The 19881-nt window shown below is 52.6% G+C and carries 18 protein-coding genes; 11 read left to right on the forward strand and 7 right to left on the reverse strand.

The window, feature by feature from the left end; all coding sequences use genetic code 11:
* Positions 1-18: 18 nt before the first annotated feature.
* Together ttrR and ttrS are read right to left on the reverse strand one after the other, a co-directional pair.
* The gene (gene ttrR / locus J4617_RS04410; protein ID WP_000190927.1) at positions 19-639 is read right to left on the reverse strand and encodes a tetrathionate respiration response regulator TtrR; all 621 of its coding nucleotides are present in this window, start codon (positions 637-639) and stop codon (positions 19-21) included.
* A complete protein-coding gene (gene ttrS / locus J4617_RS04415) occupies positions 614-2392 on the reverse strand; it encodes a tetrathionate respiration histidine kinase TtrS (protein ID WP_017466120.1) in 1779 nt (592 codons plus the stop codon). The genes ttrR and ttrS overlap by 26 nt, the downstream gene beginning before the upstream one ends.
* A 181-nt stretch (positions 2393-2573) precedes the next feature.
* Here ttrS and ttrB point away from each other — a divergent pair, with 181 nt between their 5' ends.
* The 11 genes from ttrB (at position 2574) to J4617_RS04470 (ending at position 15007) form a co-directional block, all read left to right on the forward strand.
* Entirely contained in the window at positions 2574-3308 is a 735-nt protein-coding gene (ttrB, locus tag J4617_RS04420; RefSeq protein WP_001523928.1) for a tetrathionate reductase subunit TtrB, read from the forward strand.
* Positions 3309-4331 (forward strand): tetrathionate reductase subunit TtrC, encoded by a 1023-nt coding sequence (gene ttrC / locus J4617_RS04425; protein ID WP_000149760.1) that lies wholly within the window; start codon positions 3309-3311, stop codon positions 4329-4331. It begins immediately after the preceding gene.
* Positions 4324-7386, forward strand: coding sequence for a tetrathionate reductase subunit TtrA (gene ttrA, locus J4617_RS04430; protein WP_017466121.1), 3063 nt, complete (start codon positions 4324-4326; stop codon positions 7384-7386). Before ttrC ends, ttrA begins: the two co-directional genes overlap by 8 nt.
* A 322-nt stretch (positions 7387-7708) precedes the next feature.
* Positions 7709-8935 carry a PfkB family carbohydrate kinase gene (locus J4617_RS04435; RefSeq protein ID WP_000471810.1) on the forward strand — a complete coding sequence of 409 codons (1227 nt, stop codon included), beginning with the start codon at positions 7709-7711 and terminating at the stop codon, positions 8933-8935.
* Positions 8936-8946: 11 nt separating this feature from the next.
* A complete protein-coding gene (locus J4617_RS04440) occupies positions 8947-9684 on the forward strand; it encodes a glutamine amidotransferase (protein ID WP_017466122.1) in 738 nt (245 codons plus the stop codon).
* Between the two features lie 58 nt (positions 9685-9742).
* Positions 9743-10636 (forward strand): proline iminopeptidase-family hydrolase, encoded by an 894-nt coding sequence (locus J4617_RS04445; RefSeq protein WP_001000508.1) that lies wholly within the window; start codon positions 9743-9745, stop codon positions 10634-10636.
* Between the two features lie 21 nt (positions 10637-10657).
* On the forward strand, positions 10658-12001 hold the full coding sequence (locus J4617_RS04450) for an APC family permease (RefSeq protein WP_000756089.1): 1344 nt from the start codon (positions 10658-10660) through the stop codon (positions 11999-12001).
* A 401-nt stretch (positions 12002-12402) separates the two neighbouring features.
* Positions 12403-13815, forward strand: a complete 1413-nt coding sequence (pykF, locus tag J4617_RS04455; protein ID WP_000751447.1) for a pyruvate kinase PykF — start codon at positions 12403-12405, stop codon at positions 13813-13815.
* A gap of 310 nt (positions 13816-14125) precedes the next feature.
* Positions 14126-14362: a murein lipoprotein Lpp gene (gene lpp / locus J4617_RS04460; RefSeq protein ID WP_001082307.1), complete on the forward strand. Its 237-nt coding sequence runs from the start codon at positions 14126-14128 to the stop codon at positions 14360-14362.
* A gap of 82 nt (positions 14363-14444) precedes the next feature.
* Complete coding sequence (locus J4617_RS04465) at positions 14445-14687, forward strand: major outer membrane lipoprotein (protein WP_024137281.1); 243 nt, start codon at positions 14445-14447, stop codon at positions 14685-14687.
* A gap of 80 nt (positions 14688-14767) precedes the next feature.
* Positions 14768-15007, forward strand: coding sequence for a major outer membrane lipoprotein (locus J4617_RS04470; protein ID WP_017465453.1), 240 nt, complete (start codon positions 14768-14770; stop codon positions 15005-15007).
* Between the two features lie 65 nt (positions 15008-15072).
* Here the strand turns inward: J4617_RS04470 and J4617_RS04475 are convergent, their stop codons facing one another.
* The 5 genes from J4617_RS04475 to sufC form a co-directional block, all read right to left on the reverse strand.
* The gene (locus J4617_RS04475) at positions 15073-16074 is read right to left on the reverse strand and encodes a L,D-transpeptidase family protein (RefSeq protein ID WP_000817060.1); all 1002 of its coding nucleotides are present in this window, start codon (positions 16072-16074) and stop codon (positions 15073-15075) included.
* 154 nt (positions 16075-16228) lie between these two features.
* On the reverse strand, positions 16229-16645 hold the full coding sequence (gene sufE, locus J4617_RS04480; RefSeq protein WP_017465452.1) for a cysteine desulfuration protein SufE: 417 nt from the start codon (positions 16643-16645) through the stop codon (positions 16229-16231).
* 12 nt (positions 16646-16657) lie between these two features.
* The gene (gene sufS, locus J4617_RS04485) at positions 16658-17878 is read right to left on the reverse strand and encodes a cysteine desulfurase SufS (protein WP_017465451.1); all 1221 of its coding nucleotides are present in this window, start codon (positions 17876-17878) and stop codon (positions 16658-16660) included.
* Positions 17875-19146, reverse strand: coding sequence for a Fe-S cluster assembly protein SufD (gene sufD, locus J4617_RS04490; RefSeq protein WP_000907941.1), 1272 nt, complete (start codon positions 19144-19146; stop codon positions 17875-17877). Before sufD ends, sufS begins: the two co-directional genes overlap by 4 nt.
* Entirely contained in the window at positions 19121-19867 is a 747-nt protein-coding gene (gene sufC / locus J4617_RS04495) for a Fe-S cluster assembly ATPase SufC (protein WP_017465450.1), read from the reverse strand. Before sufC ends, sufD begins: the two co-directional genes overlap by 26 nt.
* Between the last annotated feature and the right edge of the window lie 14 nt (positions 19868-19881).

Below are 19881 nucleotides of genomic sequence, written 5' to 3' on the forward strand. Positions count from 1 at the left end.
AATAACGCAGTTTATTATTCATGGCTCATACGTTGTTCGTATTCTGGTCTCTGGCGAGGCCATTTTTTCGAAACGCCTAATCAGTTCCGCCAGGCTACCGGCCTGCATTTTTTCCATGACTCTGGCGCGGTGCACCTCTACGGTACGCACCGCGATATTCATCGCTTCCGCAATTTCACGGTTCATAAATCCTTTTGCCACCAGGCTGGCCAGCTCACGCTCTTTCGGCGTCAACTGCTGGTAACACAGTATAATCTCACGACGCGCCACCGCTGCCGATGAAACCGTCAGCGCACGCTCCAGCGCCGCCTGTAGCGGTTTTACCGATACCGGTTTTTGCAGAAAATCGACGGCGCCGCGTTTCATCTGCTCCACGGCCATCGGTACATCGCCATGCCCGGTAAGAAAAACAACCGCCAGGGTACTTCCGCACTGGCGCAACGCATCATGAACGCCCTGCCCATCCAGTACCGGCATTCGCATATCCAGTAATACGACCCCGGCCTGATACAGACTGGCCTGCGCCAAAAAATCCGCCCCCTGCGTCCAGCATTTTACGTCATATCCCAGACTTTCCAGTAAAAACGCGCACGCGTTAGTGACCGCCGTATCATCATCCAGTAGATGAATTGTCGCCATCCCTGCCCCCATTTTCATGTAAGAAATGTATCGTGACCACCGTTCCCGACAGACCGTCCGGCGCGGTCTGGTTCCTGATACTGATATCGCCCCGCCCATACCGCACCAGCCGCTGGCAAATCGCCAACCCTAAGCCCATCCCCTCTTTGCGGGTGGTCATAAACGGCTGAAACGCCTGACGTAATAGCGCCTCATCGATTCCCCCGGCGTTATCCTGTAAAGCGATACTGATGCCGTTTTCAGTGCGTTCAGCAACGACCCATAAATGGGTGGCGCCCGCCTGAGCCGCATTAAGAATGATATTCGCCAGCACCTGTTCCAGCAGCACTGACGGCAGCGTTACGCGCAGCGCAGCGCTAACCTCGGTATGCAGAGTCACTGTCGGAAACTGTTGCGCCATACGCAACAATTGCCAGACATGATCAATCGCCTCGCGAATGGCTATGGCCTTCCACGCTTCGGTTAGCACCGGGTTGCCCTGCGCCTGGCTGACCCAGTGACGCAGGTTACGCAGAGTATCCGCACCGCGTTGCGCCTGCTGGTCAATCTGCTCCAGCGCCGGCAGCAAGGGATGCTGTTCATCTGCAGCGCGCAGTCGAATCAGGCACCCCTGGGCATAATGTCGAATCGCGGAAAGCGGCTGATTAAGCTCATGGGCAAACCCGGAGGTCATTTCACCCAACACGCTCATTTGCCGGGCGGTTTCCAGCGCCCGCTCATGCTGATGAAGGACTACATTATTACGTTCCAGTTGTTTTCCGCGTCGACGCACCAGCAGCATGACCCAAATATAATTGAGCGTGAGCAACAGGAACGCCAGAATCACGCCACCGACCATTAGCTGGTGCTGGATTAACCAACTTTTGACATCCAGCCACAGTCGACGCTGCTGAGGGTGCTGACGAACATCACGCAGCAAGGCTTCCACCTGACTGGTGGACGCAGGCGCGCCCCAGTGAAATGACGCGGCGGCGGGCGCGTTGAATAGCGCTCGCGTTACGCGATCCGCCAGCGCATCGCTTACCGCAGGTAGCGCCGCGAACGACCAGTCAGGATATAACGGCGTACTGGTTAAGCAAGGCAGGGGCGTCGGTCGGGAAAGCAGCGCGATAAAGTCCTTTTTATTAATCAATCCTTCCTGATCCATATTTTCTAACAGGCACACTGGCACAATTGCCGCCTGCACCGCTTTTTCGCGCAGCATATAGACTAAGGCATCGCCAGGAAATCCGGTAAAACGAAGATGAAAATCGCGCTCCGGGCGTAAGCCCGCGTCGCTGAGCGCTTTATAGCCTAATAAATAGCCGCCAAACGCCTGAGCATCAATCGCGCCGACTGTCTTACCGATGAGATCATGCGCCGTGGTGATGCCGCTATCGCGCCGGGTCAAAATCACGCTGCCAATAACATTACTCACCGCTTTCCCATCGCGCGTGGAACGCAGGGAAGCTAACCAGCGCAGCGGCGCATGGCTGTTCAGTTGGACAAATTGCGCCGGGTTGGTTATCACAAACTGCACGGTTCCCTGGTTAACGGCTTCCTGCATTTGATGCAGATCCAGCGGCTGGATATGAAAGGTTTCGCCTGGAAGCTGTTGGCTTAATGTCTTTGCCAACGGTTGCCAGTGGCTACGCGTAGACGCCTCGCCGCGCATGGCCAAAATACCGATATTCCACGTCCCTGCCCACGCGCCATGACAAAGTAGCCCTACTGCCGCCAACACCGCCAGGCGCCTTACGGTTTTACCTCTCACCCCAATATCCCTGTCAATTATGTTGTTTTAGATCAACAACAAGCCGGGTATGTGGTTAACCACAATAGAGCGCACCCCGTCTCGATTTTTACACTGTAAATCATCAACATTTTTTATTCATTACACATGAACCAACATCGTGACAAATGTTTCATTGTTGGCAATGTGGACGGGAGTCAATATGGACAGCAGTAAACGGCAATTTCTCCAGCAGCTTGGCGTCCTGACCGCTGGCGCCTCGCTGGTTCCGCTGGCTGAAGCGAAATTTCCTTTTTCGCCGGAGCGGCATGAAGGCTCTCCCCGACACCGTTACGCCATGCTTATCGACCTGCGGCGTTGTATCGGCTGTCAGTCCTGTACCGTAAGTTGCACTATTGAAAACCAAACGCCGCAAGGCGCGTTTCGTACGACGGTGAACCAATACCAGGTCCAGCGTGAAGGTAGTCAGGAAGTCACGAATGTGCTGTTGCCGCGTCTGTGCAACCATTGCGATAACCCCCCCTGTGTGCCGGTCTGCCCGGTACAAGCCACCTTTCAGCGGGAAGATGGCATTGTGGTGGTGGATAACAAACGCTGCGTCGGCTGCGCCTATTGTGTTCAGGCGTGTCCTTACGACGCCCGATTTATCAATCATGAAACGCAAACTGCCGATAAATGCACGTTTTGCGTCCATCGTCTGGAAGCCGGACTGTTACCCGCTTGCGTAGAGTCCTGCGTCGGCGGCGCGCGTATTATTGGCGATATCAAAGATCCCCATAGCCGCATCGCCACCATGCTTCATCAGCATCGCGACGCTATCAAGGTATTAAAGCCGGAAAACGGCACGTCGCCCCATGTTTTCTACCTGGGTCTGGACGACGCCTTTGTCACCCCATTAATGGGCCGTGCGCAGCCCGCGCTTTGGCAGGAGGTCTGAATGACGCATTCACTCATCATTGAAGAAGTGCTGGCTCACCCGCAGGACATTAGCTGGCTGCCGTGGGCGGTACAATATTTCTTTTTTATTGGCATTGCCGCCTGCGCCGCACTGTTTGCCTGTTATCTTCACTGGCGGAAAAAAGACGCCGCAACAGAAGAAAATCGGGCATTACTGATTGCCATTACCTGTGCGATTACCGCACCGCTGGCGCTGACGGCGGATCTGCACCAGACCGCCCGCGTCTGGCATTTCTATGCCTGGCCGACGCCCTGGTCGTGGATGCCCTGGGGAGCGTTATTCCTGCCGCTGTTTACCGGATTTCTCGCTCTGTGGTTCCTGGCGCAGCAGATTAAACGATTATTCAATAAAAGTTACAACGTCACTAAATGGTTGGCGTTAGCCAGCGCGCTTTGCGCGGTGGGCCTGTTGATTTATACCGGCCGCGAAGTCTCCGTTGTGCTGGCGCGCCCAATCTGGTTTAGCTACGCCTTCCCCGTGGCGATGTTTCTTAGCGCCTTACAGGCGTTCTTCGCGCTGATGATTGTCGCCGCCCGACGCGACTCGGTAAGGCTGCCAAAAATATTGTGGGGACAAATCTGGACGCTGGCGGCGCTGGGGCTGGTTGTGGCCATGTGGGTTAGCGGCGATACGCTTTCTGGCACGGCAATCCGTCAGTGGATTACCGTCGCCCTGTCAGCCAAATATTACGCTGTCGGCTGGGTAGCGCTGTGGGTATGCACACTGCTGTTCTGTAGCCTGGCGCTACGCCATCCGTTATCACAGCTAAGACGCGTCCTGCTGGTTCTCAGCGCGCTGGCGCTATGTTGGCTGATGCGCTGGACATTGTTGATTCAGGTACAAACCGTCCCCAAGTTCAACGCGCAATTTAACCCTTACTCGTTACCAGGCGGAACGGATGGCTGGCTGGCTATTCTCGGCACCTTCGGCCTGTGGATAGCGCTACTGATTATTATTCGTGAAACGCTGAACGGACTCACCAGGAGATTACAACATGGCTAATTTAACCCGTCGTCAGTGGCTAAAAGTCGGTCTCGCCGTCGGTGGGATGGTCACTTTTGGTCTGAGCTACCGTGATGTGGCGAAACGCGCAATTGATGGCCTGTTAAACGGGACATCCGGCAAGGTAACGCGCGACCGCATCTTTGGCAATGCGTTAATTCCGGAGGCGCAGGCGCAAACGCACTGGCAGCAAAATCCACAACAAACCATCGCCATGACGCAATGCTTCGGCTGTTGGACACAGTGCGGTATCCGCGCCCGGGTTAATGCCGATGGCAAAGTGATACGCATCGCCGGCAATCCCTATCACCCCTTGTCGCAGGAACACCCGATTGACTCGTCCGTCCCTTTTAGCGAAGCCATGGAGCAACTGGCGGGAGAAAGCGGTCTTGACGCCCGCTCAACCGCCTGCGCGCGCGGCGCCACGCTGCTGGAAAGCCTGTACAGTCCGCTACGACTGCTTGAACCGATGAAACGCGTGGGTAAACGCGGCGAAGGGAAATGGCAGCGCATCAGCTTTGAGCAACTTATTGAAGAAGTCGTGGAAGGCGGCGATCTGTTTGGCGAAGGTCATGTGGACGGACTGCGCGCTATTCATGCGCCGGATACGCCAATTGACGCAAAGCACCCCAGTTTCGGGCCCAAAACCAATCAGTTACTGGTCACGAATACCAGCGACGAAGGCCGCGATGCGTTTCTGCGTCGTTTTGCGCTAAATAGCTTCGGCAGCAAGAATTTCGGCGCGCATGGCGCCTACTGTGGACTGGCTTACCGGGCCGGCTCCGGGGCATTGATGGGCGATCTGGATAAAAACCCGCATGTCAAACCCGACTGGGAAAACGTGCAGTTTGCGCTCTTTATGGGCACCTCCCCGGCACAGTCCGGCAATCCGTTTAAACGCCAGGCGCGTCAGTTGGCGAGCGCCCGGCTGCGTGAGAATTTTCAATACGTCGTGGTCGCCCCCGCCCTCCCCTTATCAACGGTGCTCGCCGATCCTCGCGGTCGCTGGCAACCGGTCATGCCCGGCAGCGATTCGGCGCTGGCAATGGGGATGATCCGCTGGATCATGGATAATGAACGTTATAATGCTGATTATCTGGCGATTCCCGGCGTACAGGCTATGCAGCAGGCCGGCGAGCAAAGTTGGACCAACGCCACGCACCTGGTCATTGCGGATGAACTGCCGACGCTTGCCGGACAACACCTGACGCTGCGCCATCTTACGCCCGATGGCGAAGAGACCCCTGTCGTGCTGAATACCGACGGCGAGTTGGTCGATGCGTCCACTTGCCGACAGGCACGGCTTTTCGTGACGCAGTACGTTACGCTCGCCGACGGCCAACGGGTCACGGTGAAGAGCGGGTTGCAACGCCTGAAAGAGGCGGCAGAAAAGCTCTCGTTGGCGCAATACAGCGAACAGTGCGGCGTACCGGAAGCGCAAATTATCGCGCTGGCGGAAACCTTTACCAGTCACGGACGTAAAGCCGCGGTCATCAGTCACGGCGGCATGATGGCCGGCAATGGGTTTTATAACGCCTGGTCGGTCATGATGCTTAACGCGCTGATCGGCAACCTCAGCTTGTCCGGCGGCGTCTTTGTCGGCGGCGGCAAATTCAACGGCGTTAGCGACGGCCCCCGCTACAACATGAATAGTTTTGCCGGAAAAGTGAAACCGTCCGGGTTAAGTATTGCCCGTAGCAAAACCGCTTATGAAGCATCGGAAGAATACCGCGACAAAATTGCCGGTGGGCAATCCCCTTATCCAGCCAAAGCGCCGTGGTATCCCTTTGTGGCAGGCCAGCTTACCGAACTGTTGACCTCCGCGCTCGAAGGCTATCCTTATCCGCTTAAAGCCTGGATTTCCAATATGAGCAACCCGTTTTACGGTGTTCCCGGTCTACGCGCCGTGGCGGAAGAAAAGCTAAAAGACCCTCGCCGACTGCCGCTCTTTATCGCGATTGACGCCTTTATGAATGAAACGACGGCTCTGGCGGATTACATTGTGCCGGATACGCACAATTTTGAGAGCTGGGGCTTTACGGCGCCCTGGGGCGGCGTAGCCAGTAAAGCCACTACCGCCCGCTGGCCGGTTGTCGCCCCCGCCACTCACCGCACGGCGGACGGGCAACCTGTCTCAATGGAAGCATTTTGTATTGCGGTAGCAAAACGGCTCCATCTGCCCGGCTTCGGCGACCGGGCGATAACCGATCCGCAGGGCAATACTTTTCCACTGAACCGGGCGGAAGACTTCTATCTGCGCGTAGCCGCTAATATCGCCTTTATGGGCAAGACGCCGGTCGCGCTGGCAAATCAGGAAGATATTTCGCTTACCGGCGTCAGCCGCATTCTGCCAGCAATTCAGCACACGCTTAAAGCTGATGAGGTCGGTCGCGTGGCGTTTATCTACTCGCGTGGCGGCCGGTTTGCGCCCGAGGATAGCGGCTATACGGAGCAACGGTTAGGTAACGCGTGGAAAAAACCCTTACAGATCTGGAATGCAGATGTCGCCGCCCACCGTCACGCCATCACCGGGGAGCGCTTCAGCGGTTGCCCGGTCTGGTATCCGGCGCGTTTGTCAGATGGTCGTGCGATTGACGACCAGTTTCCCATTGGGCAATGGCCGCTGAAACTGATTTCATTTAAATCAAATACCATGTCCAGCTCAACAGCCGTCATCCCGCGCTTACACCATGTGAAGCCAGCAAACCTGGTGGCGCTGAATCCGCAAGACGGCGAGCGTTATGGACTGCAACATGGCGATCGGGTACGGATCATTACGCCGGGCGGTCAGGTCGTGGCGCAAATCAGTTTGTTAAATGGCGTGATGCCAGGCGTCATCGCCATCGAACACGGATATGGCCACCGCGAGATGGGCGCAACGCAGCACTCTCTGGATGGCGTGCCTATGCCGTATGATCCACAAATCAGGGCAGGCATAAATCTTAACGATCTGGGCTTTGCCGATCCGACAAGAACCATTACCAACACCTGGCTCGACTGGGTTTCCGGTGCGGCGGTACGTCAGGGGCTGCCGGCAAAAATCGAGCGTATATAACCCCAGGGCCGGAGAGCGATATCGTCTTATTTCGTCGAGGGTAGCGACTGATAAGCGAACGCTGTCCGGCTGCATATACTCACTGAATCGTGCAAGCCCAACTATTTTACGTTCACCCTGTCATATTACATAGAAAATATATGACAACACTCACAAAACTATTTTCCCCTTCTGTAAGCAATTAATATTTAACACATTGGCTGCGCTTCTGATTATTGACATTCATTTGGGGTTACTTCCGGTTGACCGCATAATCTGTGATTGAATTCACCGCATGACAACATTGCCATAAATACAATTCAACTCACTACCCGGAGGCAATATGTTTAAAGAAGAAAGACGTCATGCCATCATTAATTTACTGATAAAGGATAATAGTGTTAGCGTCAGTAAACTTTCAGACCTTTATAAGGTTAGCCAGGAGACTATTCGTTCCGATCTACGCTATTTCCAGAAATCAGGTATGCTTCAGCGTTGCTATGGCGGAGGGATTTTAAACCGTGACGCGCTGAGTAAGCTTATCACTGAAAATAAGATTGATATCTCCAGCACTATCGCCACGCCAATCCATCAGGATGCAAAACTGCGCCGGGAAAACCCAAAAAAAGCAGGCAAGGTGTGTGTTTTAGGCTCATTCAATATTGATGTTTCAGCAACCGTGCCGTGGTTTCCACAAAGCGGAGAATCCATTCTGGCCAGTCAATTTGGATTCTATCCTGGAGGTAAAGGAGCCAACCAGGCTTTAGCGGCAAACAATGCCGGCGCTGCGGCACATTTTATTTTTAAAGTGGGCAAAGATCAGTTCAGCGCATTTGCTATGAATCATATTATTCAATCAGGCATCACCTCATACAGCGCGTATCAAACAGATAAAGCGCCCACCGGTAGCGCATTGATCTATGTCTCCGCCGTGGATGGCGATAATATTATCGCCATCTACCCTGGCGCCAATATGATGCTCACCACGCAAGAGATTAACGAGCAACACCGTTATATCGCCGAGTCTGACGTTATGTTAATGCAGCTCGAAACGAACATTGAAGCGTTGACTGAATTTATTCGTCTGGGCAAACAAGAAAATAAAATGATCATGCTGAATCCTGCCCCCTATACGAAACAGGTGACGCATTTATTATCTGATATTGACATCATCACGCCGAATGAAACTGAAGCCTCTTTTTTATCCGGCGTAACCATTACTGATATTAATGATGCGAAAAAAGCCGGAAATATTATTCTGCAATCCGGGGTGAAAAAAGTCATCATTACCCTTGGCGCCCGTGGTTCTCTGCTCTGTGAGCTCGCCCGCACATTGTATATTCCTGCGTGGAGCGCCGTGGTAAAAGATGCCGCCGGGGCCGGTGACGCTTTTAATGGCGCCTTAGCCGCCGCGCTGGCGCGACAAGCAGATATGGTCGCAGCCATTCAATATGCCTCCGCTTTCGCTTCTCTGGCGGTGGAACAAGTCGGTGCGTCGAGTATGCCTCAGCACTTGCAGGTTTTACATCGAATGCGTACCCAATCTAATAAAGTCATTAACATTAATTAACAGGTGACATAATGAAAATTTTATTTATTGGCGAATCATGGCACATTCATATGATTCACTCTAAAGGTTTTGATAGCTTTACATCGAGCAAATATGAAGAAGGCGCAGACTATTTATTATCCTGCTTGCGCCAGGGTAATATCGATGTAGACTACATGCCTGCCCATATTGTGCAAACTCGTTTTCCACAAACTGCCGAAGCATTAGCCTGCTATGATGCGATCGTCATCAGTGATATCGGTAGCAATACGTTCCTGTTACAAAACAGAACGTTTTATAATATGGACATTATTCCTGATGCATTACAACTTATCGCCGATTATGTTGCTGAGGGCGGCGGTCTGTTGATGATCGGCGGGTATTTATCCTTTATGGGAATAGAAGCAAAAGCCAATTATAAAAATACGGTTCTGGCAGAGGTATTGCCGGTTGATATGCTGGATGTAGATGACCGCGTAGAACTACCGCAAGGATGTAAAGCAGTAAATACTGCGGTAGAGCATGTTATTACCCAGCCATTTAGCGAATGGCCGCCGCTGTTGGGCTATAACAAGCTTATCGCCAAAGAAAATAGTCAAGTCCTTGCTGAAATTAATGGCGATCCACTGTTAGTTATGGGTACTTACCATAAAGGGAAAGTATGTTGCTTTGCCAGTGATTGTTCGCCGCACTGGGGAAGCCCGCAGTTTCTGCAATGGGAACATTACGCCACCTTCTGGTGTAATGTTTTACACGCAATAAAAAAATAATATTACCCAGGCGAATATAAATTTCGCCTGCCCTGCCACACACTGAGTCATTAAGAATATGAATGATACTTATCTCTATGGCGAAATGTTTTCTGAAAACATATTGACAAGCTATCGGATTTATGGAGACAGAAAATCATTACTCACGCCGCTCATTATCCTTCATGGCGGCCCTTCTGGCGGCTTTGATTATTTATTAAATTATCGCCGTCTGGCTGATGACGGGCGCATGGTAATATTTTACGATCAATATGGCTGCGGTCGTTCAACGCATTTTCCTCATGCTGACGCGTCTTTCTGGACTATTGCGCGTTATCTCCGTCAATTAACCCAATTAATTCATCACCTGGGTATTGGACACGGGTATTCGATACTGGGACATTCCTGGGGCGGAATGCTTGCCGCAGAGCACGCCTGCTTACAGCCTGCCGGGCTTCGCGGGACGATACTGGCCAGTTCGCCGGCCAGTATCGCCCTGTGGCAACAGGAAGCCATACGGCTCTTTAACGCTCTGACGCCAATGTCCGATGACGATATCAAAAACGTCATTATGCCCGCCGTCATTTATCAAAACCCACCGGAACAGCTGGTCGCTTATTATGCCAGACACGTTTATACCCTCGCGGAAGAAGCCGTTCATGTTCAGCGATCTAATGCGCAGTTCGCCGCCGACCCTACGGGTTATCACATTTTATGGGGAACCAATGAACTGGCGGCAAATGGCAAACTTGCCGACTGGGATATTACGCCCCATTTGTGCCAGATACGCTGTCCTGTTCTGGTACTACGCGGCGAAAACGATCAGGCAACCGAGCGCGTCGTCTCTCCGCTTCTCTCTCACATTTCAGACTGCCGCGCGGTCACTATTCCCGGCAGCAGCCATAACCCGCATGAAGAAAATATCGCGCCCTGCCTCGCAGCGGTAAGCGCGTTTTTACGCGATCTGGCATAAAAAGCCATTAAGGTATTTATCATGAAAAAAGTCAAAAAATTGTCTCTTACCGATTTAGTGCTTTATGGTCTGGTGTTTATGGTGCCTATCGCGCCAGTCTCTCTTTATGGCGTCGTTTATAATCTTTCGCACGGTATGGTTGCGCTGGTTTATATTATTGGCGCGATCGCGATGTTTTTTACCGCGTACAGCTACTCTACCTTATCGCAGCATATCTCCTCGTCGGGTTCGGCCTATGCGTATGCTGGCGTATGCATTAATCCCGCCGTAGGGTTTCTGACCGGATGGATATTACTGCTGGATTATCTTTTGTTCCCTACGCTCGTGGCAGTGCTGGGCGGCGTCGCGGTCCACGCTATTTTACCGCAAATCCCGGTCTGGGTCTGGCCGTTGATTTATGTGGCTATCGGCACCGGAGTCAACTATCTCGGGATACAGCAAACGGCGAAATTCGATAAGTTACTGGTCTTTATTCAACTCGGTATTCTGGCGATTTTCGTGCTACTCATTGTCCGTCTGATGCTGCTGGACAGTAGTCAGATAACGCTTTCCTTCCGGCCTTTTTTCGATTCACAGTGGTTCACCCCAGGGCTCATCGCGACGGCGATTTCGGTGGCTGCGCTGAACTTTCTCGGCTTTGACGCTATCAGTACATTAAGTGAAGAAAGCGAAGGCGGGGGACGCGCCGTCAGTAAAGCAACGCTGTTGGCGTTAGTTTTGGCGACGGTACTGTTTATTATCGTTGTGGCGTTTGCGGCGTTCGCCACCGGTAATGTCGACCGCTTCGCGGAAGGTAATGCGACGAATGAAGCATTTTTCACCATTGCCGGCAACGTTGGCGGTATCTGGCTCAAAGTGGCATTTTCCATCATTGTGGCGTTTGTGTGCGCCGTCGGCAACATTATTACCGCGCAAACGGCGGTGTCCAGAGTGCTATTTTCAATGGGGCGCGACCGAATGTTGCCCGCCTTCCTCGCTCACGTCCATACCACGCGTAAAACGCCGGATTATGCCATTCTGTTTACCGGCGGCGTCACCCTGCTGCTCAGCTACCTGTTTTCCGGCAAGATTGAGTCTATCTCCACGCTGGTGAACTTTGGCGCGCTTTTCGCTTTTTTTGTCGTGAACCTGTGTGTGTTTATCCTGTTCAATTTCCGGATGAAAGCCCAGCGGCGCATTTTCGCCCATGTCATTTCGCCGATCATGGGGATGATCGTCATCGGCTACGTCTGTTTAAACATGAACATTCACGCTCTGATACTCGGAATTAGCTGGGCGGCGATCGGGATAGCGATTCTGTGCTATCGAAAAGCACATAACCAAAACATCGCCATCGACCTGGAAGGCAAAAAGTTGCTCGATTGACATTATGCGCAACAACACCCACTGTTGCGCAACGCCGCCCCTGTTCGGGCGGCGTTATCGCCAGCGACATCGTAAACAGCGTAATAACAAACCGTTGTGGATCTGCACAGATGTCTTTTGAAACAGGGTTTTCATTTTCCTTTTTTGTAAATTTCAGCGTATAATGCGCGCCAATTGTCTCTTGAATGGTTTCAGCGCATTGGACTGTAAAACTCAACGACTAAAATTATCCCCTTCCCGTTGGGCTGAAACGCGAGCACACATTCCTCTGCACGCTCTTTCGATGTCACCTATCCTTAGAGCGAGGCATCATCACTTTAGCAACACAGGCTTAGCTTCCGGGCCGTGCGCGCCCGAAGCCAGATTTCCATATCCTCCTCAACTTAAAGACTAAGACTGTCATGAAAAAGACGAAAATTGTTTGTACTATCGGTCCGAAAACCGAATCCGAAGAGATGTTAAGCAAAATGCTGGACGCGGGCATGAACGTGATGCGTCTGAACTTCTCTCATGGCGATTATGCAGAACACGGTCAGCGTATCCAGAACTTGCGCAACGTGATGAGCAAAACTGGTAAAAAAGCCGCTATTCTGCTTGATACTAAAGGACCAGAAATCCGCACCATTAAACTGGAAGGCGGTAACGACGTTTCGCTGAAAGCGGGTCAAACCTTCACTTTTACCACCGACAAATCCGTGGTCGGTAATAATGAAATCGTTGCCGTCACCTATGAAGGCTTCACCAGCGACCTGAGCGTTGGCAACACCGTCCTGGTTGACGATGGTCTGATCGGTATGGAAGTGACCGCCATCGAAGGCAATAAAGTCATTTGTAAGGTGCTGAACAACGGCGATCTGGGCGAGAACAAAGGCGTTAACCTGCCGGGCGTTTCTATTGCTCTGCCGGCGCTGGCTGAAAAAGACAAACAGGACCTGATCTTCGGTTGCGAACAGGGCGTTGACTTTGTTGCGGCGTCCTTTATCCGTAAACGTTCTGACGTTGTCGAAATTCGCGAGCATCTGAAAGCCCACGGCGGCGAAAACATCCAGATTATCTCTAAGATCGAAAACCAGGAAGGCCTGAACAACTTCGATGAAATTCTCGAAGCTTCCGACGGCATCATGGTTGCGCGTGGCGACCTGGGCGTAGAAATCCCGGTTGAAGAAGTGATTTTTGCGCAGAAAATGATGATCGAAAAATGTATCCGCGCACGTAAAGTCGTGATCACCGCGACTCAGATGCTGGATTCTATGATCAAAAACCCGCGTCCGACCCGCGCAGAAGCAGGCGACGTTGCGAACGCCATCCTCGACGGTACGGATGCGGTTATGCTGTCCGGCGAATCCGCAAAAGGGAAATACCCGCTGGAAGCCGTTTCTATCATGGCGACCATCTGCGAACGTACCGACCGCGTCATGAACAGCCGTCTGGACTACAACAACGACAGCCGTAAACTGCGCATTACGGAAGCAGTATGCCGCGGCGCGGTAGAAACCGCCGAAAAACTGGAAGCGCCGCTGATCGTGGTAGCGACCCAGGGCGGTAAATCCGCTCGCGCCGTGCGCAAATACTTCCCGGACGCCACCATCCTGGCATTGACCACCAATGAAGTGACCGCCCGTCAGTTAGTACTGAGCAAAGGCGTGGTATCGCAGCTGGTGAAAGAAATCAATTCTACTGATGATTTCTACCGTCTGGGCAAAGATGTCGCCCTGCAAAGCGGCCTCGCCCAGAAAGGCGACGTCGTAGTGATGGTCTCCGGCGCGCTGGTTCCAAGCGGCACCACTAACACCGCCTCTGTTCACGTACTGTAATAATTGTTGTGTGAATTAATTTGTTTAAAAAAGCGCCCTTCCGGCGCTTTTTTTATTTAATCGATAGCCACTATTAATAAAAAAATCAAATCGGATTTTACTATCTAATTGCGGATTATCTAAGAAGAATCCGATGGAAGCCCCCTGTTTTCTTTCGGTTTTTTAGGGACTTTCATGCATTTCGATGCTTCTTTGAGCGAACGATCAAAAATAAGTGCATTCCCATCAAAAAAATATTCTCAACATAAAAAAGTTTGTGTAATACTTGTAACGCTACATGGAGATTAACTCAATCTAGAGGGTATTAATAATGAATCGTACTAAACTGGTACTGGGCGCGGTAATCCTGGGTTCTACTCTGCTGGCTGGTTGCTCCAGCAACGCTAAAATCGATCAGCTGTCTTCTGACGTTCAGACTCTGAACGCTAAAGTTGACCAGCTGAGCAACGACGTGAACGCAATGCGTTCCGACGTTCAGGCTGCTAAAGACGACGCAGCTCGCGCTAACCAGCGTCTGGACAACCAGGCTACTAAATACCGTAAGTAATAGTACCTGCGTAATAAAAATGGCGCACATCGTGCGCCATTTTTTTTACCCACATAACCACACAAAGTATAATGTTATTGTTATGAACCGTACTAACCAGCTGATCTTAGGTGCAGTAGTTCTGGGTTCCACGTTACTGGCAGGTTGTTCAAGCAACGCTAAAATCGATCAGTTGTCTTCCGATGTACAGACGCTGAGCGCTAAAGTTGATCAACTGAGTAATGACGTAAATGCAATGCGTTCCGACGTTCAGGCTGCTAAAGACGATGCTGCTCGCGCGAACCAGCGTCTGGACAACAAAGTAGCATCCCACGTCCGTAAGTAATTTGACGCACGATATAAAATGGCGCACATCGTGCGCCATTTCTTTACCCACATAACCACTCATAATATAAGGATATTATTATGACCCGTACTAACAAGCTGATCTTAGGTGCAGCAGTTCTGGGTTCCACGTTACTGGCAGGTTGTTCCAGCAACGCTAAAATCGATCAGTTGTCTTCCGATGTACAGACGCTGAGCGCTAAAGTTGAGCAACTGAGTAATGACGTAAATGCAATGCGTTCCGACGTTCAGGCTGCTAAAGACGATGCTGCTCGCGCGAACCAACGTCTGGACAACAAAGTATTCCGCATCTGTAAATAATTTGACGCACGATATAAAATGGCGCACATCGTGCGCCATTTTTTTGTCCGTCGTTTGCGCGAAGGCTACTGCGTGACGCGCGTTTGCCCCTCTTCCCCGACAAAACCGTTCTGAGCGGATTCGACTGCGGTCGTATTTACCGCTGGCGTCTGCCCGGCGCTCACGCTGACAGGATACCCGGCTCGCCGGTATAGCGCCTTATCGACCAGGCGACTATCCACCCCTTGCGCGTTTCTGAACGCGGTAAATTCCGCAGGCAACACGTAGGGCATCGTCTGCACGTTTTGCTCTTCTTCCGGCGATAGCGGCCTGTGTACCTCTACATAACGAATGCCATTCGGCTCGACAGAGAATTTCACCGGCTGGTTAATCACTTTTACCGGCGTCCCCGTTCTGACCTGCGCAAATAACGCTTTGATGTCCGGCGCGTTCATGCGAATGCAACCGGAACTCACGCGCAGACCTACGCTATCCGGCGCGCTGGTGCCATGAATGAGATATTCCCCATTACCGTGCGCCAGACGCAGCGCATAGCGTCCCAGCGGGTTATTTGGCCCGGCAGGGATCACCGGCGGCAGCGTGATCCCTCGCTCAAGCGAACGTTGGCGTATGCCCGCCGTCGGCGTCCACGTCGGGTTGGGGATCTTTTGCCCTATCCGGGTGTCCATGACGGGAGTTTCCAGTCCCTGCAAACCGATGCCGATGGGATACACCTGAACGCGGTTTTCTCCCGGCGGGTAATAATACAGCCGTAGCTCCGCGAGGTTGACGATAACGCCTTCCCTGGGCGCATCCGGCAATAGCATCTGCGAGGGAATGGTAATTAGCGTACCGGGCTTAGGCACCGGCGCAATCGTATTGTTCGCTTCAAGAATGAGCATCGCCGCTGTATCAAAACGCCGGGCGATAGCCTGCAGGTTTTTATCACCTTCCTGTACGGTATAGGTTTGATTCTGACCAATAAGACGGCTGCCTTCGGGCGGTAATGGATAATCAACCGCCCAGGCTGCCTGTAACGCGCTATACGCGCCGATAATAGTTAGCGTAATGAAAGACGCACGTTTCATACCAAACCTCCTGTATTCCTGGTGATGCCCTCTGCGACGACTGGTAGCGTTTCGCTTATCAGAATAACAAAATACACGCTCTGTCCACTCTGGATAAAGCGACGTCGCCGTCCGACAAAGGATTTGACATCAGGTAGAACGCTGTCTGTACAGTTTAGCTAAGAGTGGCGGCCTTAGCGCGAATTGCGCGAATCATTGCTTCCAGCCCCTGAGAACGAGAAGGTGTGAGGTGCTGCGCAAGCGCCATTTTTTCGAACCATGGCCGGACATCAAAATGCACAATATCCTGCGCCGTCATTTGGTGGTACAAAATAAATACCACCGCCATAAGGCCCTTAACGATCGCCGCGTCGCTGTCGCCCTGCAATTCGATAATGCCGCTGGCGTTTCGCCGCATCACGATCCACACCTGGCTCTGACAGCCATGAATCGTATTTTGCGGATTACGATCCTGCGGATTTAACTCCGCCAGGCGCTGCCCCAACTCAATAATATATAAATATTTCTCTTCCCAATTAGCGCAACGCGTAAAGTTACGCAGCAGTTTTTCTTTATCCGGTAGCGCAGCCATAAAACCTCACTGTTATCCCAATAAGCGGTGGATACGCGTTAATCCTGCCACCAGTCGGTCCACTTCTTCATGGGTGTTATACATCGCCAGCGAAGCCCGGCACATTGCCGGCACGCCATACCAGGCCATGAGCGGCATTGCGCAGTGATGTCCCGTTCGTACCGCGATACCGTAATTATCAAGAAAGCTGCCGACGTCGTAAGCATGGTGTTTACCCAGATTAAACGCGATGACGCCCAATCGCTGCGCCGGACCATACAGCGTGATATCAGGCACCTGCGCCAGTTGCTCCAGCGCATAGCGCATCAGCATCTGCTCATAATCGCCAATCTTATCCAGTCCCAGCGACGTCACATAGTCAATCGCCGCGCCGAGACCGATGATGCCGCCAGTATTCGGCGTTCCCGCCTCAAAACGCCAGGGCGCTTTCGCCCATGTCGTTCCCTGCGTCAGACTGACGGTCGAGATCATCGACCCGCCCCCTTCCCACGGCGGCATTTCTTGCAGCAACGCCTCTTTAACATACAGAATGCCGATGCCGGTCGGCCCGTAAAGTTTATGGCCGGAGAAAACGTAAAAATCGCAGTCCAGCGCCTGGACGTCAACAACATGGTGCATCACGGCCTGGGCGCCATCCACCAGCACTTTCGCCCCATGCTGGCGCGCCAGCGCAATCATGTCCAGCAGTGGGTTTTCCGTCCCCAGCACATTGGAAACATGGGTAATGGCCAGCAGTCGGGTCCGGTCATCGAACAGCGCAGCTAAGGTCTCCAGCCGCAGCGTACCGTCAGGATGCAACGGGATCACGCGCAGTTCAGCGCCTTTGCGCTCGCACAGCATCTGCCAGGGAACGATGTTGGCGTGATGCTCCATCTCGCTGATGATAATGTTATCCCCGGCGCGAATATTTTCCGTTCCCCAACTGTTGGCGACAAGGTTAATGCCCTCCGTCGTACCGCGCACGAACACCAGTTCTTCTGCGGAGCGGGCGTTAATAAACCTCGACGCCTGCTTACGCACATTCTCCATGCTTTCGGTCGCCTGCGCGCTTAACGTATGGATACCTCGATGTACCGCAGCATAGCCGTGACGGTAGAAGGCAGATTCAGCATCAATCACCTGATTAGGTTTTTGAGCGCTGGCTGCGCTGTCCAGGTAAGCCAGCGGCAGGCCGTTAACTTCACGCTGCAGTATGGGAAAATCCGCCCGTACTTTTTCTACAGGAAATGTCATACCAGGCCTCCGGGCAGTCGCTGGCCGATTCGCGCCAGCACCTGCTGTTTAAGGGCGCTATCATGGATAGCTTCCGTTAACTCTGCGGCAAACGCGTAAAGAATCATGTGCCGCGCCTCCTGCTGTCTGATGCCGCGTGATTGCAGATAAAACATCTGCTCATCGTCAATACGCCCGATCGTCGCGCCGTGGCTGCACTTCACGTCATCGGCATAGATCTCTAATTGCGGTTTGGTATCGACTTCAGCCAGTTTCCCCAACAACAGGTTATTATTGGTCATCTGGCCGTCGGTTTTAATGGCGTGTTGCGCCACGTTAATCAGGCCATTAAAGACCGCGCGTCCTTTGTCGCTGACGATGGTCTTGTGCAACTGGCGGCTGTTACAGTAGCCTTTGTTATGTTCCAGCCATGTCCGCGTATCGCAGACTTCATTTTTCACCGGCATCGCCAGACTATTCAGTCGAAGCGTCGCGTTTTCACCATTCAGTTGTGAGCTGCTGTGGTGACGTAGTACTGCGGCGCCCAGCAGAAAACTGTGGCTAAACGCCGAGGCGTCTGTCGCCAGCAGAAGATCGTTATGCGCAAAGTGATAGCTGGACGCATTTTCAAACGCCAGTTTGATATGACGCAGTTGCGCATTGTCTGCAACGTTCATCGTCAGACGCGCGCCGGTAAAATGTTTTGCCGCTGTAAGGCTGACATAATGCTCAATAACCGTCGCTTCCGCGCCTTCCGCCAGCGCCAGATGGTGGCGATAATGCGCGGTGTTCAGCTCGTCGCCATCCACGCCCTGCGTGATATGCATTAACAGTAGCGGCCTGGTCGGACGCTGATTTCGCCGTACCTGTATATACGTGACACATTGTGCCAGGCTTTCCGTCAGATGCAGAAAAACCTCGGGATGTACCGGCGCGGCAAGCGTCTGGCGCTCATCCCTGACGCTAACGTCAAATCCGCTGTTTTGCGTGCTATCACTGAGCTCTGGCATAAACCGACCATCGACAAACACCAGCCGCACGGCATCGATTTGCAGCGCCAGCGCATCACGCTGTGCGGCGCTGATAGTCGCACACTGCTGGATAAACTGGCTATGGGTTAAGCCCTCCAGCGGCGTGTATTTCCAGTCTTCATGTTTACGCGTCGGCAATCCCAGACGTAACATCTGTTGTAAATGTTGTCTTGCCTGCTCAGTTCGACTTTCTCTTTTTTCCTCAAAGAGATGCTGCCATTGCTGTAGCGCTTTACTGCTGTTCGGTAAGCCAGCCATAACCCTGCTCCTCCAGTTGTTTGACCAGAGTAAAATCGCCGGATCGGACAATTCGCCCCTGATAGAGGACATGGACGTAATCAGGCTTGATGTAGTCCAGTATGCGCTGATAGTGGGTCACGATAATAAAAGCGCGTTTATCGTCGCGTAACGCGTTGACGCCTTCCGCCACAATTTTCAACGCATCGATATCCAGTCCGGAGTCAGACTCATCAAGGATGCACAGTTCCGGCTCCAGCACCGCCATTTGCAAAATATCATTGCGCTTTTTCTCCCCGCCGGAAAAACCGACGTTTACCGAACGGGTCAGTAAATCTTCCGGCATTTTCAGCAATGCGATCTTTTCTTCCATCAGATCCTGAAAATCAAAGCGATCCAACGACGCCTGCCCGCGGTAGGCGCGCACGGCATTCAGCGCGGTTTGCAGGAAAAACTGGTTACTGACGCCGGGGATTTCTACCGGGTACTGGAAGGCCATAAAAATCCCTTCGCCCGCCCGTTCCTCCGGCGACAGTTCAAGCAGATCTTTACCCTTGAACGTAACCGAGCCGCTGGTGACCTCATAATCTTCACGTCCCGCCAGGGTGGCGGAGAGCGTGCTTTTCCCGGAACCGTTCGGCCCCATAATGGCGTGAACTTCGCCGGGGCGAATCTCCAGATTCAGGCCACGCAAAATCGCTTTTTCTTCCACACTGACCTGTAAATCTTTAATGCTTAACATGGGTTTTCCTTCAT

The organism is Salmonella sp. 32010601201800023SM (assembly GCF_017572235.1).
GTDB lineage: Bacteria > Pseudomonadota > Gammaproteobacteria > Enterobacterales > Enterobacteriaceae > Salmonella > Salmonella enterica.

What these genes read in the sequence shown, in the direction of transcription:
- J4617_RS04470 (WP_017465453.1), top strand. Translation starts at nt 14,768, where the DNA reads ATGACCCGTACTAACAAGCTGATCTTAGGTGCAGCAGTTCTGGGTTCC.
- sufD (WP_000907941.1), bottom strand. Translation starts at nt 19,146, where the DNA reads ATGGCTGGCTTACCGAACAGCAGTAAAGCGCTACAGCAATGGCAGCAT.
- J4617_RS04445 (WP_001000508.1), top strand. Translation starts at nt 9,743, where the DNA reads ATGAATGATACTTATCTCTATGGCGAAATGTTTTCTGAAAACATATTG.
- sufC (WP_017465450.1), bottom strand. Translation starts at nt 19,867, where the DNA reads ATGTTAAGCATTAAAGATTTACAGGTCAGTGTGGAAGAAAAAGCGATT.
- J4617_RS04435 (WP_000471810.1), top strand. Translation starts at nt 7,709, where the DNA reads ATGTTTAAAGAAGAAAGACGTCATGCCATCATTAATTTACTGATAAAG.
- ttrB (WP_001523928.1), top strand. Translation starts at nt 2,574, where the DNA reads ATGGACAGCAGTAAACGGCAATTTCTCCAGCAGCTTGGCGTCCTGACC.
- pykF (WP_000751447.1), top strand. Translation starts at nt 12,403, where the DNA reads ATGAAAAAGACGAAAATTGTTTGTACTATCGGTCCGAAAACCGAATCC.
- ttrA (WP_017466121.1), top strand. Translation starts at nt 4,324, where the DNA reads ATGGCTAATTTAACCCGTCGTCAGTGGCTAAAAGTCGGTCTCGCCGTC.
- lpp (WP_001082307.1), top strand. Translation starts at nt 14,126, where the DNA reads ATGAATCGTACTAAACTGGTACTGGGCGCGGTAATCCTGGGTTCTACT.
- J4617_RS04440 (WP_017466122.1), top strand. Translation starts at nt 8,947, where the DNA reads ATGAAAATTTTATTTATTGGCGAATCATGGCACATTCATATGATTCAC.
- sufE (WP_017465452.1), bottom strand. Translation starts at nt 16,645, where the DNA reads ATGGCTGCGCTACCGGATAAAGAAAAACTGCTGCGTAACTTTACGCGT.
- ttrC (WP_000149760.1), top strand. Translation starts at nt 3,309, where the DNA reads ATGACGCATTCACTCATCATTGAAGAAGTGCTGGCTCACCCGCAGGAC.
- J4617_RS04465 (WP_024137281.1), top strand. Translation starts at nt 14,445, where the DNA reads ATGAACCGTACTAACCAGCTGATCTTAGGTGCAGTAGTTCTGGGTTCC.
- sufS (WP_017465451.1), bottom strand. Translation starts at nt 17,878, where the DNA reads ATGACATTTCCTGTAGAAAAAGTACGGGCGGATTTTCCCATACTGCAG.
- J4617_RS04475 (WP_000817060.1), bottom strand. Translation starts at nt 16,074, where the DNA reads ATGAAACGTGCGTCTTTCATTACGCTAACTATTATCGGCGCGTATAGC.
- J4617_RS04450 (WP_000756089.1), top strand. Translation starts at nt 10,658, where the DNA reads ATGAAAAAAGTCAAAAAATTGTCTCTTACCGATTTAGTGCTTTATGGT.
- ttrR (WP_000190927.1), bottom strand. Translation starts at nt 639, where the DNA reads ATGGCGACAATTCATCTACTGGATGATGATACGGCGGTCACTAACGCG.